10 protein-coding genes and 2 pseudogenes are annotated in these 15,445 nt (G+C 36.7%); 7 read left to right on the forward strand and 5 right to left on the reverse strand.

Annotated elements, in window-relative coordinates; all coding sequences use genetic code 11:
• Positions 1–180: 180 nt before the first annotated feature.
• Together mrdA and AB6D93_RS15235 are read right to left on the reverse strand one after the other, a co-directional pair.
• On the reverse strand, positions 181–2,067 hold the full coding sequence (gene mrdA / locus AB6D93_RS15230) for a penicillin-binding protein 2 (protein WP_102333503.1): 1,887 nt from the start codon (positions 2,065–2,067) through the stop codon (positions 181–183).
• Between the two features lie 191 nt (positions 2,068–2,258).
• Positions 2,259–3,554, reverse strand: coding sequence for a dicarboxylate/amino acid:cation symporter (locus AB6D93_RS15235; RefSeq protein WP_086714200.1), 1,296 nt, complete (start codon positions 3,552–3,554; stop codon positions 2,259–2,261).
• Between the two features lie 563 nt (positions 3,555–4,117).
• Here AB6D93_RS15235 and AB6D93_RS15240 point away from each other — a divergent pair.
• The 5 genes and pseudogenes from AB6D93_RS15240 (at position 4,118) to AB6D93_RS15260 (ending at position 8,457) form a co-directional block, all read left to right on the forward strand.
• A pseudogene (locus AB6D93_RS15240) lies at positions 4,118–5,043 on the forward strand (alkene reductase).
• 206 nt (positions 5,044–5,249) lie between these two features.
• Entirely contained in the window at positions 5,250–6,041 is a 792-nt protein-coding gene (trpC, locus tag AB6D93_RS15245; protein WP_086714121.1) for an indole-3-glycerol phosphate synthase TrpC, read from the forward strand.
• 704 nt (positions 6,042–6,745) lie between these two features.
• Positions 6,746–7,471 carry an EAL domain-containing protein gene (locus tag AB6D93_RS15250; RefSeq protein WP_086714120.1) on the forward strand — a complete coding sequence of 242 codons (726 nt, stop codon included), beginning with the start codon at positions 6,746–6,748 and terminating at the stop codon, positions 7,469–7,471.
• A 61-nt stretch (positions 7,472–7,532) separates the two neighbouring features.
• Positions 7,533–8,102 carry an AbiV family abortive infection protein gene (locus AB6D93_RS15255; protein ID WP_229647824.1) on the forward strand — a complete coding sequence of 190 codons (570 nt, stop codon included), beginning with the start codon at positions 7,533–7,535 and terminating at the stop codon, positions 8,100–8,102.
• Between the two features lie 28 nt (positions 8,103–8,130).
• On the forward strand, positions 8,131–8,457 hold the full coding sequence (locus tag AB6D93_RS15260) for a hypothetical protein (RefSeq protein WP_229647823.1): 327 nt from the start codon (positions 8,131–8,133) through the stop codon (positions 8,455–8,457).
• A 694-nt stretch (positions 8,458–9,151) separates the two neighbouring features.
• Here AB6D93_RS15260 and AB6D93_RS15265 read toward each other — a convergent pair.
• Positions 9,152–10,078: a LysR family transcriptional regulator gene (locus tag AB6D93_RS15265; protein WP_228761174.1), complete on the reverse strand. Its 927-nt coding sequence runs from the start codon at positions 10,076–10,078 to the stop codon at positions 9,152–9,154.
• A 152-nt stretch (positions 10,079–10,230) separates the two neighbouring features.
• Here AB6D93_RS15265 and AB6D93_RS15270 point away from each other — a divergent pair.
• Both AB6D93_RS15270 and AB6D93_RS15275 read left to right on the forward strand, forming a co-directional pair.
• Positions 10,231–10,739, forward strand: a pseudogene (locus AB6D93_RS15270) (transposase); the annotation flags it as partial.
• A 280-nt stretch (positions 10,740–11,019) separates the two neighbouring features.
• The gene (locus tag AB6D93_RS15275; RefSeq protein WP_086714118.1) at positions 11,020–11,790 is read left to right on the forward strand and encodes a TerC family protein; all 771 of its coding nucleotides are present in this window, start codon (positions 11,020–11,022) and stop codon (positions 11,788–11,790) included.
• A gap of 770 nt (positions 11,791–12,560) precedes the next feature.
• On the opposite strand, the gene AB6D93_RS15280 is transcribed toward AB6D93_RS15275, so the two are convergent.
• Positions 12,561–13,787 (reverse strand): tyrosine-type recombinase/integrase, encoded by a 1,227-nt coding sequence (locus tag AB6D93_RS15280; protein WP_086714117.1) that lies wholly within the window; start codon positions 13,785–13,787, stop codon positions 12,561–12,563.
• Between the two features lie 537 nt (positions 13,788–14,324).
• Positions 14,325–15,275, reverse strand: a complete 951-nt coding sequence (locus tag AB6D93_RS15285) for a peptidoglycan DD-metalloendopeptidase family protein (protein ID WP_102333903.1) — start codon at positions 15,273–15,275, stop codon at positions 14,325–14,327.
• Positions 15,276–15,445: the final 170 nt, after the last annotated feature.

Raw genomic sequence — 15,445 nt, forward strand, 5'->3', positions numbered from 1 at the left:
CTAAGGGGGTATTTACACTTGTCGGTACAAAAAGCTCAAATATTTGTTGTTCCACCCTGCTTATCGGTGGAGGAACGTTCGTACTAAGAGAAAGTAACATCGATACATATTGAAAGATAGTAAATAGCTTTTCGTTATTTCTACAGCTATAGACGATTAACAACTTATCACTATCACTATCTATTGAACGTCATTCTTCTGATTGTCGAAAGCGAAATCTAATAACTTTCTTATGTAAGGCGCACCTACTTTAGAGCCGCCATTACCATTTTCAATTACGACCGTTGCGATATACTGTGGGTACTCGTACGGTGCAAATGCAGTATATAGCGCTTGGTCATGTAAGCTCCTCGCAAGTTTTTTAGAGTTATAAACCTGGCCTTTCGCAAGATTGAAGACTTGTGCAGTTCCGGATTTACCACCACTTATATATTCTACATGCTTGAAAGCATTTCTAGCGCTACCACGGCTACCATGGTTTACCAGACGCATTGCGTTAAGTGGAATATCCCAAACTTTATTTGACACTTCCTTCATGACTCTTATCGGTGCCTGTACAATTATCTTTTGTGTACTAAAACTTTCTCCATGGTTTAACGTTGCTTTAAGTAAATGTGGAGCTGTAACCTGGCCACGATTAACCAAGATGGATGTAGCTTTCGCAAGCTGAAGAGGAGTGGAGGTCCAGTAACCTTGACCAATTCCTACTGGAATAGTGTCTCCTTGATACCATGGGATACGATAACGATCCAGTTTCCATTCTCGAGTCGGGAGGTTAGCGGTACTTTCTTCATAAAGGTCGATTCCTGTCGGTTCACCAAAACCAAACCGTTTCATCCAAGAAGATATTCGGTCTATACCTAAATCAAATGCTGTTTGGTAAAAGAATGAATTGACTGATTCTTCTATAGCTTCGGTAACGTTTACTGGACCGTGCCCCCACCTGTTCCAGTCTCGCCACACTTTCGAGTTTGGTGCAGATCCCGGGATTTTCCATTTACCATGATTATCGCGAATCGTGTTGTTAGAAATTACACGTTCTTGCAAACCAGCGATGGCCATAAAAGGTTTTATTGTTGAAGCTGGAGGGTAAACGCCTAATGTAGCTCGGTTAATCAATGGACGGGCAGGGTCATCTAATAATTTTTGGTAGTTTTTATTAGATATCCCATCGACAAAAAGATTTGGGTCATAGCTAGGAGCTGATGCCATCGCTAATACGCTGTTGTCTTTTGAGTCTAGTAGGATGGCACTACCTGTATGCGGAGCTAGTTGATGAAATAAGTAATTTTGTAGTTCCAAGTCGATGTTTAGAACGATATCTTTACCTGGTAATGCCGGTATGTATTTAATTGTTCTAACGATGCGGCCTTGGCTCGTGACTTCTACTTCTCTGTACCCTTTTTTACCGTGAAGTAAATGTTCATAATATAGTTCGACACCAAGTTTCCCAATCACTTTAGTTGCTTGATAGTTAGCCACTACACCTTTTTTATCCAGTTTTATCAATTCGTTATTGTTAATCCTTCCCACATAACCTAACACATGAGTAAGGACTTCACCATGAGGATAAAAGCGTTTTTTTCTGGCTTCGATAGATAAACCGGGAAATTGATATTTACGAACCGAAAACTTCGCGACCTCTGTTTCATTCATGTTTTCTAAGAGCGTCACCGATTCAAAGGAACGTTTGTTGTTTAAGCGGTGTTTGAAGTTATTGATTTTTTTTGTATCTAGGACTATGAATTTGCTAAGCCTTTGTAGCATCAATTCTACATCAACTGTTTGCTCTGGAATCAATGTCAAAGTATATGTGATCTTATTTTCGGCAAGTAAAGAACCGTTTCGATCATATATTAATCCACGTGTAGGAGCAATAGGAAGTAATTTTATTCTGTTACCATCAGCTAATGCTTTATAACGTTCAAAATTTATCACTTGGAGCCTGTATAAATTCCCAATTAAGATTAAAGTGAGAAAGATTATTCCAGAATATACAACAATTATTCTGGTCCTGAAAATACTAATTTCTCTTTTATGATCACGAAGCTTTATTTTTTTTATTATTCATATCAAACTCGACCTTCTATATATTAGAGGCTTTTATATTATGTATGAAACATGTAATTTTTCATTGGTTTGAAGTTATGTTTTATTTTATAGGATGCACTCGTTTATATAGATTGAATTTAAACTTAGTTTTTAGAAGCCTGATATTATTACCAGGCTTTTTTTTTGGAAATAGAACGAGGAATGATTTAGGAGTTATTTCGTATTGGGTGTTCAGTTAAACCTGCCGTTGGATCATTGAAACGAGCTTCGTCTAATGCTCCTTCAGATTTTGCGACAATAATTGTTACTGCGCTGTCGCCTGTAATATTTACCGCTGTACGAATCATATCCAGAAGGCGGTCAACGCCCATAATTAGCGCTATTCCTTCTAAAGGTAAACCTACTTGATTTAATACCATTGCTAACATGACCAACCCAACACCAGGAACGCCGGCTGTACCAATAGATGCTAGTGTAGCAGTCATGATTACCATTAGATAATCGCCCATTGTTAAATCAATATTAAACGCTTGAGCTATAAATGCAGTAGCAACGCCCTGCATTATTGCAGTACCGTCCATATTTACAGTTGCACCTAAAGGTATTGTAAAGGAAGATACTCGGTTTGCTACGCCCATGCGGTGTTTTGCAGTTTCCATTGTTACCGGAATAGTGGCATTAGATGATGCTGTCGAAAAAGCAAACATGATCGCATCTTCCATTTTTCGCAGAAACAAAACAGGATTCAAACCTGTAAAGCCTTTTAACATTAAGCCATACGTTACAAGACCATGTAAAATTAAGGTTCCGGCTAGAACTAAAAAGTATTCAGCAAGATTGAGTATTGCGCCAATACCCAAGCCACTGAACAGTTTTGCCATCAAGAAAAATACACCATATGGCGCTAGATTCATCAGTAAAGCAACCAACTTCATTATTACTTCATTTAAGTTGGAAAATAATTCAGCAATTTGTTTGCCAGGTTGGCCTGAAATGCTAATGGCTATGCCAAACAGGACTGCAAATACGATAACTTGCAGTGTATTACCCTCAGCCATGGCGCTTATTGGGTTAGTTGGAAACATGTCGATGATCACTTGGCCTAAAGACGGCGCTTCTACCGATTTAAATGAACTAGCAGCTGTGAGATCGGCACCGGATCCCGGTTCAAACAATACGCCCATTGTAAGTGCGAGTGTAATCGCGATAGCAGTTGTTGCTACATAGAAAACTAAGGTTTTCCCTCCCATTCTTCCTAATGTAGATATGTCTTTTAAGGAACTAGTACCACAAACGAGTGAAACAAATACTAGTGGTACAACTAACATTTTTAAACTAGCAACGAAGATTTGCCCCCCGACTTCGAATAGTCCATTTACAATATAGGAATCAATAAACTCGTTATAGGAAAAAAATGTGCGAATTATAAATCCTGTCAAGACGCCTATAACCATCCCTGATATTACACGGCCGGTTAAAGACATCTGCTTGTTAGTTTTCATGAAGATACTCCATTATGTTGAAATCATTTAAAAATGGTTGAGAATACAGTAGGTGGAAATACATGCTCAGTTGTGGACTTGGTGAGAACCACTACTAAAAATTTTAACAAATAAACTATAAAATCAGGTATTTACTTTCAGTTAATATTAAGATTATCAATTTATAAAAATAATGATGTTAAATCTTTTCCCCTGCTATTTTTCTTGTTTAGAAAAATTTCAGTTAAACTATATTTTTGATGTCGGGAAATATTGATTTTATCAATTTATCTATATTTATATTTATATGTTTATGTAAGTTATAAAAGTCCATGTTAAGCTAACCCGGTTTTATCTGGTTTTCAATACTTTGATTGAGTCTCGGTGGGACTTTGTGTTTATACTATAATTATGAAATAATTTATAATTATCTTGGAATATAAATGGTACATTTAAAATTATTTTTTATGTCAATTTAATAATAGGCATTTAAATTTTTGATATTAAAAGAAAGGATTGATATGGTTGATGTGTTATTGCATCCTATTAATTTAGGTTCAATTGTTTTAAAAAATCGTATCGTTATGCCACCTGTAGCATTTTCTGAAGCCACTAAATCCGGAAACTTCGTTAACGATATGATGGCAACATATTATTCTCGACGTTCATCTGCGGGATTGAGAATCGCTGTGGGAAATCTGTTTTATCCGAAAGAACAAGAGTATTCGTTGCCTTCTGCTCTCGATACTCAAGAACAGATTATGGAATGGAAAAAAATCACTGATTCAGTTCACAAAAGTGGTGGCGTGATTTTCGCTCAATTATGGTACGGTGGTCACCCCGAAAATATCGATGGTGGACAATCTATTACTTCTTCCGTAGTCAAAAAAGATAGTGTTAAGGTTTTTGTTGATACTAAAAATCGTAATCAGGAGTTTGTCGGGGCAGCAATACCAAAAGAAACTACAAACAGTATTTTCGACATCGCTGAAAAGTATCGACAAGTTGCTTTGACTGCTATGACGTCTGGCTTTGATGGTGTCGAACTACATGTAGAAAATGGCTATTTCGCTCATCAATTCATAGAATCAGAGGGCAATACCTTCGTTTATGAGTATGAAGGTTTTACAGAGAATCGCCTGCTTTTTTGAATGTGGTTGTTGATACTCTTATTAGTGCTATAGGAAAAGACCGTGTAGGGGGTCGCTTGGCTCCATTTGCACCTCTAAACGGAGCTGTCGATAAAAATACAGCAAAAACTTATATATCAGCAGTTAAATCTCTCAATAAATCGCGAGTTGTCTATATTCATATAGATGAATTTGATTCGGGTGATGACCCAGCAATCCCTATAGAGTTTAAAATAGCTATTCGAGATTTATATAAAGGAATAATAATTTCTACTGGTCGATATCATTCCGAACAGGCCAGAATAGCAATAGAGTCTGATTTAACTGATATGGTAGGGTTCGGTCCACTGTTTATGCCCCCCCTCCAACTTACTGAATAGAATTAAGAATAATTAGAAATTTTGTAAATATAACTCTAAACTTTATTCACAATTGGTAGAATAGGATTGGTTGATTATTTTTTATTTTATTAAATTGATATTTATTAGCATCTTACGGTACATATGACAACTAATGATGATTTGATTTTATGTTAAAATGGTTTTTATATGGAAGCTACTATGGATTATATTAAGGAAACGTTATTATGGATATACTTAAAAAGATAGAAAATTATAAGCTTGAAGAAATTAAGGTCGCGAAATTAACGCGTCCAGAAAAAGAGGTTAGGGAAATAGCTCTTGACCAGCCACCAACGCGTGGGTTCGTCAAAGCATTAATGAACAAAGAACAACAAGGAAAGTTTGGTCTAATTGCAGAAATAAAAAAAGCCAGTCCGTCTAAAGGGTTGATTCGGTCAGATTTTAATCCGGCAACATTAGCAGATGGTTACGAAGTAGGTGGTGCTGCTTGCTTATCAGTTCTGACGGACACGCCAAGTTTTCAAGGCTCTTTAGATTATTTGGCTCATGCGCGCCAAGCCTGCAAGTTACCTGTGTTGCGAAAAGATTTTATATTTGATTATTATCAGATATATGAATCTAGAGCTTGGGGAAGCGATTGTATATTGTTAATAATGTCCGTTTTGAGTGACTCGCAAGTTAAAGATTTCGAAGGTTTGGCTATTGAACTTGGGATGGACGTACTAATTGAAGTTCACAATCAAGAAGAAATGGAGCGAGCATTATTGTTAGAGTCTCCTCTGTTAGGGATAAACAACCGTAACCTCAGAACTTTTGAGGTGAACCTCAACGTTAGTGAGCATTTGTCAAAAATGACGCCCAAAAATAAATTGTTAGTTAGTGAAAGTGGTATTTTTACTAATGACGATTGCCTGAGACTAAGAAAATCAGGTTTTAATAGTTTTCTAGTGGGGGAGAGCTTAATGCGGAAAGATGACGTAGCACATGCAGTTAAAGAGTTAATTGAAGGTATCTAAAGAATTATTGTTGCTCTATGAGAAGTCGATTATTATTTGTACAAAGTATGATTTCTAAAGATTATTTTAAACAAACGTATAACGATAGCATCAGTTTTTTGTTGGCTTTTAAAACCACCGTCTATGCCGGTGGTTCTTACTTTTAGAGGAAATAACCACCATAAGTGCAGATGTGGGAGGCATGGCCCGATCAAAGGAGAGTGGCATTCTTTTGATCGAAACTTTATTTTCTAAGCTTACCTAATTAATTACTTTACGATTCATAATTTATCTCACTATCGTTGGTTATCATGTTTGGATTGCTTTTAGTGCAGTCTCGATTGCTAGGCTCACAATGGACGATAATCTTGTTCAGCAAGCCACAGAAAAACTTTGATAATGTAGCTGCTATTTCTCTTCAGCTTGACTAGATCAGCGACTTACCGTTATCTATAAACCAGCCTTGCTGTTAACGCTTTGTGCCACTTCTCTGGTTAGAATAGGAACCTTATTACTTGGTGGAGTGTTTTCGATGTTGTCAAAATGGTTGTTTATGGCTTTGCAAGTTAATATTTCAAACGTTCATTTTTTATGTATCAAGTTTTGAACTCTAATTAGGTCTTGTTAGGACTAAGAGAATTGTATTTCTTTAAGTTCTATCAAAGAAGTTAATAGGTTATTGTAAGTACAACTATGATAATTTTTTTAGAGGTGCATTCATCATAATGAATGACTTGGTCTTTTTTTATCAACCTAAGGTAGCTGCTAAGAAGGACGGTACTTTCTCCATATACGGCTATGAGGCTTTGTTACGCTGTAAAAAAAATGGGGTTTATAATGTTCCCCTTGATATACTTGAAAAGTGTAAAGATAACTATGAGTTTGATATATTCATTATTAGGTTGTTAAGAGATAGCCTAAAAAAAGAGAGTTGTTTCTCAAATAAAAACATCAGTGTAAATGTACACCCTTCCTTTTTTGAATTTTTTAAAATTTCAGAAAACAAAATTTTTGATGGTTTTAATTGTGCTAGTTTGGATCTTGAATTATTAGAGAGCTCAAGAGTAAACGATTTTTCTAAAGTAAATAAAGTTATGAATTTCCTGACCTCAGAATTTCCCTTTATAAGGTTAGCTCTTGATGATTTTGGAAGAGATTATACATCCTTAGAAAGAATAATTAATATTGAGAATATTAATGTAATTAAGTTGGATAGATTTTTAACCAATGATATTTTAAAATGTGAAAAAAAAAGAAAAGTTTTAAAGTGGCTTGTCGAGTTTACGCATAAAGAGTTAAATATTGAAACAGTTGCTGAAGGGATCGAAGATGAAAAAGTCCTAAAATTTTTATTAGATTTGGGTGTGGTTAATTTCCAAGGTTTTGTCTTTGGGAAGCCAATGCCTATTAATGAAATAAATAATTTTAATCTTTCATTAAGAAATGTTTGACTTTTTTATATGAAATTTTTAATTAGTGGGATCTTTTTGGAACGTTTATTATTAGGAAATAATGGCTAGTGTTATGAAGCATTTAAGTCGTAAAGAGTATAATTTGGCAATCTTTTACGTTGGTGAACTGATAGAGTCAGCTTACGTACTTTTTCTTTCGAAGAAGTATGTATCTAGTTCTATTATTCTAAGTTCAGTATTTGACGAGATATCGAAGATTAAAAAATGGCAAATTGAAATATACGGAGGTTCAAGTGTAGAAGAGCAACGTATAAACTTAGTTAAGAGCACCAAAAAACATGATACTTTGCTCGGTCTTAACTCTAGTGTGGCTAAAAGATTAGCATTAATTATTAGTGATGATCGTGTGAAAGACATTTTTCATAGATACGCATTAGGGGTAAATTTTGATAAGGAAATATTAACTCTTAATAGAGATAAGGATGGGTTAAATTCACCTTTGGATAAATTTGATATTATATTTACTGCTGAGTATTTTATTACAGTAATTAGTGTGTTTAGTAACGAGTTTTGGGGGGTTACATCCGAGTCATCAGTTATTTGTGACTCAATTGATAGTTTGTATAAAGAGGTTGAATTATGGTTAAAAAGCGCTAGAGATAACGGATAATTTGACATTTTATTTTATGGGGTTAATTTTGGGAAGTGGACAATATTTTTGTAATGCCACCAATTTTGATTTAGGGACTGTTATTATATCAAATGGTATAAATGGTTTGTTAGATAGAAATATAGGGGCAAACTTGTGGGTAATTTTTCAACGTCATCGAAATGCTGATTGGGGGCTAATTGATACAAATAGTAAGATCGAAAACGACCTTTCGACACATCGGGGCGGCGTGATCATGTCAAAATACAATTTTTGTAACGATATAATATCAGTAGTGACTAACCAAGATAGTATGGAAACTACAGTCTCTTTGTTTTCTGAGATTAGAGAACTACACGAAAATCTGAATAATTAATGATTGAAAATATAAATTAATCACGATAAAAATATGAAAATAAAGCTAAAGCCTTACTTACTCAAGTATATGGGATTATTATTACTCATTCCACTAATCTCTTTAGCTAAATAATATTTAGGCGAGACTATGATTGTAACTGCCAATGCAGGTCCAAGTGTTGATATTAATAAGGCTCCTGCCATAATGTCGGTGATTGATGTTCAAGAATAAAGGAAATACCATTTAATACTGTTACTTCTTAAGCTTAATTGACGGCTTTGATCTTTCCCAGTTCCAATTGGAGAAGAGAAAATAGATTGGGCGCGAGTTCAGACTTCTATGTCAAGATAGAGGGAGGCATAAAAGTATAGCTATCGTTATATTAATAAATAGCAATGCTCGAATGAAGTGAACTTTATTTATCAAGAGCATGACTATACCACCAAGCTCTTATCAGCACAGAAAACCATTTATTAAATTGTCACACGTAAAAATTGAGGCCTGAATGTGGGGCTCTAAATTACTGTATTGAAAAATCCTGTTTAATATTAAAAAATGATCGCAGCTTCTCTATCAAACGACAGCTAATAAGATTTTAAGAGATAATAGTTATGGATACTATTGGGAGCCCACTTTATTTGGGTTACCAGTAAGTGGGCTTGATAGAGAAATATATAACGTTGTACAACTATTCTTACTAAAAATGAGTGGTTTATTCGTCTAATGAAGCATTGAAAATATTTGGGTGAGAGCTCGCTAAAGCCACGAGTTCATCTATGATGACTCTAATTTTTGGTAAAATATAAGGTGTCTTAAGCCAAATTACACTTATTGGTGAACTTTCACCTGAGATATTTTCCAATACCGGGGATAAATGTCCTTTCTCAATATGCTCTTGAACTAGCCAGACAGGTAATTGCGCTAAACCCGTGCCAGATAAAGCTGACTGTAAGATACCTTCGCAATCGGCTATTTCATGGCGGGCATCAATATGAAACGATTCATTCATACCTTTTTTATTCTTTAATAACCAACTATGCCTTTGTCCTATAGGCCAACCGACGATGCAATCGTGTTGGGCGAGATCCTCTTTTTTGGTAATACGCTCTCGAGTAGCTAAATAAGAGGGTGAAGCGCATATCACCCTTTTTTGCTCCCCAATTTTACGCGCAACAATATCGCCTGAGTTTTCTAAGTGGCCAACTCGAATCGCAAGATCAATCCCGTCGCTGACTAAATCAGTAGGACGGTCATTAAAGGTGATTGATAAATCTAATTGCTCGAACTTGGACGTTAATTCTAGCAACTTGGGCAAAATTGCTCTTCTACCGAGAACAGCTGGTAAGTCGAGACGAACACGTCCAGAAGGCAGTAATTGTTGGTTGTTTAATCGCTTTTCAGCTTCCTCTAAAATCGTCATTGCCTTAAGGCAATCTGCAAAATAAGAATCTCCATCATTGGTTAATGCGATGCGTCGAGTCGTTCTATGCAGTAGTTTTGTACCCAGTTGCTTCTCTAGTCGAAGAACGCTTTTACTTAAGGCTGAGCCTGTCATACCGAGAGCTTGGGCCGCAAGCGTAAAACTACCTAGTTGAGCTACTGTAATAAAGTGGCGAATTTCAATAATATGGCTTTTCATTATACCATTAATTCCCATGTTGACTTTGTATTTATAATTATACGGACTTAATTGGTGTCTGTGAATTATTTAATTTACTCATGTCGGTTTAGGATGAAAATCAGTTATCTTTCTTACACAAATAACAACAATATAAATAGCTTCATTCGATTCTGACTTTTTGGAGTGATGAAGAGGTGATAATCAGGTGGGCGCGAAGTAAACCGAATAAGCGCTGGAGATCACGTCGGTACAGTGATTTGGCCATCACGACAACGCTTTTAGTGAAACGAGTGTTTTCTATGCCACTGAGATCTCTGCAAGGATTTATCGAACAAAGCAAGTTGAGGTCTCATTTAAGACTAAAACGAGAGGAGCGATACCAACACCTAACCATTGATGCAACTGGCCTTAAGGTTTATGGCGAAGACGAATGGAAAGTCAAAAACACGGGATGGATGGCAAGCGTAGAGTTTAGCGAAAGCTTCATATTGTAGTCTAGACAAACACTCATGAAATTATTGCAGCTAAGCTAAGTTTATCGACGGTTACAGATGGAGAAGCACTCCCGAACTTACTTAAACAAACACACCGAAGCATCCTTGAGGTGTCTGGTGATGGCACTTACTACACGACAGCTTGTCACGCTGCGATTAAGATTAAGAGAGCCGTATTGGTTCTATGACCCCTATGTAGCTCTGTGGCAAAGTTGTTGATTTAAATCATTAGGTCGATCTATTGGGTCTTCATTGGACTAAGTGTTGTGATTTTTATTGTCTTAATCGAGGTGCGTGAATAAGCTATTATTTAGCTGAGTTATTACTGGTTGTTTCTATTATTCGTAACGAAAAGATATTAGAAATTAATTTTTAACCGTTAACAAAGAGGTAATTTATTTCTATGGACGACTCCTTTAGGTGCCGTTGTATTCAATCGTCTTCTTTTATTGAGAGGGCAAGACAATGTTAGAACTCTTTCTACAACCCGAAATCTGGGTAGTATTTACAACCTTACTGATTCTTGAAATCGTTTTGGGTGTCGATAATGTTGTCTTCATTTCTGTTCTGTGTGAGCGACTTCCCGTAGAGCAGCGTAAAACCGCACGTAATTTGGGGATCGGTTTAGCCGTTTTAACCAGAATAGGTTTGGTCTTTTCTATTTCTTGGGTGATGTCTCTTACTCACCCTTTGTTGAGTTTAGCCGATTTAACGTTCACCGGACGAGATATAATTATGATTATGGGCGGTGGATTCTTGTTGGTTAAAAGTGGTAAAGAACTTTGGTCATGGTTGAAGCATACACCATCGTCTTACTCAACTCGTGCCAAGGCTGGACTGGCTGTAGTACTCCTTCAGATCGTAGCGGTAGATGCCGTTTTTTCAATGGATTCAGTTATAACCGCTGTTGGTTTAACGTCTGAAATACCTGTTATGGTAGCTGCTATTTTGACTTCCGCTGTTTTTATGATTTTGACCGCGGAAAAAATAAACAATTTGGTTGTGCGTTATCCCGGGTTTAAGACACTGGCTTTATTGTTTTTGGTTCTCTTAGGCGGATTGTTGATGGCCGAAGGGTTAGCAATTCATATTAATAAAGGTTATGTATACTTTGCTATGGTGTTTGGTCTTGCGCTTGAATTATGTCATATACAAATAAAAAACAAACAAAAGAGAACGTTAATTATCCATCGCATTAAAGTACTTAAGTCTAAAGCGAATCAGATGACGTTATAATAATATAATTTTCTGCATTGACGAGGTTATCAAGTAGAAGTGGAATTGACTACGACTCATTCCACTTAACTGATTGAACTTATTTTTGGTGGGGTGTTCAATAGACTTAGGTTCTAATTTAGGCCGGTTTTTCTTTGTTTACTGGAGACAACCCATTATTTATTTAATATGGCAGTTGTCGGTGCAGTAACTTATAGGTAGTAATCAAAGTCTCTTTTTACCATAATTTGTGTTCGGTGTTCTTGGTATCCACTTGGTCTTCTAGCTTCTATACCCGATTTAGATAATAAGTGCGACATTCATGAAAAGGTGTAGAAGAGGCAGCCAACTGCTGAAAATGGTATGCTCTTCTCGCCAAAGAAACAAGAAGTACTACCATGAGTTTCTGTCCTGTTAATGCTATGCTATTTGACGTGTGGACGCATATTGAACATTGCGCTCAAGCCTTAAGGCATAATAAAATGGTGTGCGGAATTATTTTCCCACGTTAGTTTCGTTTGCTTAAGTTATTGTCCTTTGGACTAGCGTTCAAACAGTTTTGGTTTTTCAGAGGAAGTTGTTTCCCATTTTCTTTACGTACATTAAATGTGTTTGCGGGCATAGATTAGTAGTTGCCATATGGCAGAACCATCCTAAGCTCGCTTATATAGTTGCTTAATTTACCTGCAGACGTTGTTGGGTCACTCCAGCTATTCTCTATGTTTTGGCCTCTTTAAAATAGAGAGTGCTCCCGAAAGTTAACTAGAGTTATTAAATTTCAACCACCTCATTTACGTTATTCTATCGCTGCTATGCGCTTGCGTTATATACTCACTCCACCAGCGCATGAGCACTTTCCTTTTTTCGAAAAAGTCAGATCTGTTATAACTTGCTCTTGTCGTATTTTTGTCCATGTGTGATAGGCAAGCCTCAATATGAAGCGTATCGTACCCTTGTTCATGTAACGCGGTAGAAGCTATGGACCTCAATCCATGTGCTACAAGTTCATCTTTGAACCCTAAACTACGCTTCAAAGCTGCATTGGCCGTATAGATACTTATATGACTGTTTGGGTCTCGTTCTCCCGGGAAGATGAACTCCTTATTTTCACTTTGAATTCTAATGTATTTAAGAATATCTATTGCTTGTTCGGTTAGAGGTACTTTGTGTTCACGCCTACGCTTCATTTCTTCAGCAGGTATAGTCCAGCAATTATTTTTAAGATCAATATCCTTCCAGCGCGCTCTGGCCGCCTCTTTTGGGCGAGCGATGGTATGTAACTGCCACAGTAGAAGTAGTTTGGTTTTATCTTGGATGTTTTCGTTCTGTGACAAGCGAGACAGAAATTCGCCTAAAAGCTCTGGGCGTATAGTGGGCATGTTTTCAACTTGGTGTTTCTCAAACGAATGGATCATTTTTGTTAGGGGATTAGCTGCTATGACGTCGCTTGCGACAGCGTATTCCATTATTTGATTTAGACTTTGGCAAATTCTTTTAATAGTTGATAGTTTACCGTCGGTTTCCAATGGTCTCAGTGTTTCAATAGCATAACGTCGACTGATCTCACTTATGGGAAGTGCGCCTAAATGGTCGAATACGTATTTCTCCAATGTTCTCCAGGTTCGTTCTGCATGAAAGGGGCTAACAGATTTACGTTTTCTTTCAAACCACATCGTTGCAACAGCAAGAAAGTTATCGTTGTGCTTACGCAGCTCTTCAATTCTCTTATCTTCTTTAAGGCGCTTAGGGTCTAAACCTTCCGCAATTTGTTTCCGATACTCTGCTGCTTCTAATTTGGCGGCTGCCAGTCGTAAAGAAGGATAGGTTCCCATCGAAATTTTGGTTACTTTTCGCGTTACAGGGTGACGATATTTAAACTGCCAGGCTTTCGTTCCAGTTCCTGCACTAGAGCGTTTAGGTCGAATACGGAGCTGTAAGCCCTCTTCAACAGTGTAGGTATATTCCTTGTCTTTGATAACGAGCGCTTTTATTGATGTATCTGTAATCCGTTTAGCCATAATCATAATCACATAGATGAGAAAATAGAGACCATTGTATAGCAAACTAGTCTGGTGGGGTACCGGGTGGGGTACCAAAATGTTGAATTGGAGTGGGATTTACTGGAATGTCCTGGGATGGTTTCTCTATTTAAATGATTGATTTTGTGTTGATTTTGGTATTTATTGGTTGTTCTTGGAATTTTAATTCAGTTGACCCGGAAACCATTGAATAGACATAGAGATAAACCTTGATAAATATATTTGCTGCACATTGTAAGGGTTCGTTAGGGCGTGTAAAGCGCTATGTTGCCCTAGATTAATCAGAGTGAAAGTCCTTACAGGCAATATTATTGCAGTGAGCGATTGTAAGGGGCGCATACGTAGAGATTTCAAATGCTGTAATCCATCTAGCAGGCATTTGATTTAACAGTTGATGATTTGAAATGGATTCGGCGAAAAGTCAGTTTTTGTGTGTCGCCAATTGTTGAAAGATAAAATACTATTGCATTGAGTGTTTTATCTCGAAGATCCGACTGGAGACATAATCCTATGGGGTTATGTCTGTGGTTGATTTGATTGAACGAGATTTTTCATCAACTGTTTACGTTCTGCTTGAGCGATATAAATGAATTGGTTGTTATAACTTCTGTCTGTATTGATATATTGTTCGAAATCCACAGGCACTCCCGCAACCGATAGTTCTATATGTAAGTGAGGACCAGTAGTTCGACCTGAATTTCCAGTGAGTCCAATGATTTGACCTTTAGTGATGAACTCTCCGGCCGAAACGTGTTTTTCTGAAAGGTGTAGGTAGCGAGCGTAGTTTCCATCAGCGTGTTTTATGGTTAGATAGTTACCAGCAAAACGGTTATACCGGGACTTCAAAACGATGCCATCTGACAATGAATGAACCTTTGTACCTATTGGTGTTGCGTAATCTGTTCCAAAGTGGGGGGCAATGCGGTTCGTTATTGGGTGTTTTCTGCTTAAATCGAACGGTGAACTTACGCGAAAATGCTGAGGAAGAGGGAATACATAGTCATTATTTAACTTATATCCATTCTCATTGTAAATATTATCATCAGCCCCTCTCATGGCAAAAAACTCTACGTCACTACCTAAATAGTAAAAAGCACTAACATATTCTGTATTAGAACCGTCATATTGTGTCCTTATTGAAAATTTATCACCATTATTAACCGATTTTATAATGTCAAAATTATCACCTAATAAATTCAACAAAGATTTTAATTCATCGTTTGTTAGACCTGAAGACAATATGGAACTGATAAAAGAGTATTTAACAACCCCTGAAACCATTTCAGATGTCGGAGCTGGGGTTGGAATATGAATGCTTTTGGGCTTGGCTATTTTAGGTGCCTGTTTTTTATCAGTATTTGAATGATTGTAGCTTAGCGATATGGCTGTTGAAACGATCAAAAAAACCATCAAAAGGCCAAAGGAAAGGGTACGGCGACTTAAATGGCTATTTATTTTCAAATACATAAATCATCAATAAAATTCGGTTAATGGACAAAAATAAGAATTAGATCATAATATTTATTTGTTTTTTTTGCATGTTATTTTAGTTCATTCCTTCTTAATGACTGGCTAAAGGCATAGGGTGTGTTTCTAGAGTGATAAAAAACAAACCTTTCACCTTTTGATTTAGCTAA

This window comes from Vibrio sp. 10N.247.310.23 (assembly GCF_041467155.1).
In the GTDB taxonomy this organism is placed as follows: domain Bacteria; phylum Pseudomonadota; class Gammaproteobacteria; order Enterobacterales; family Vibrionaceae; genus Vibrio; species Vibrio crassostreae_C.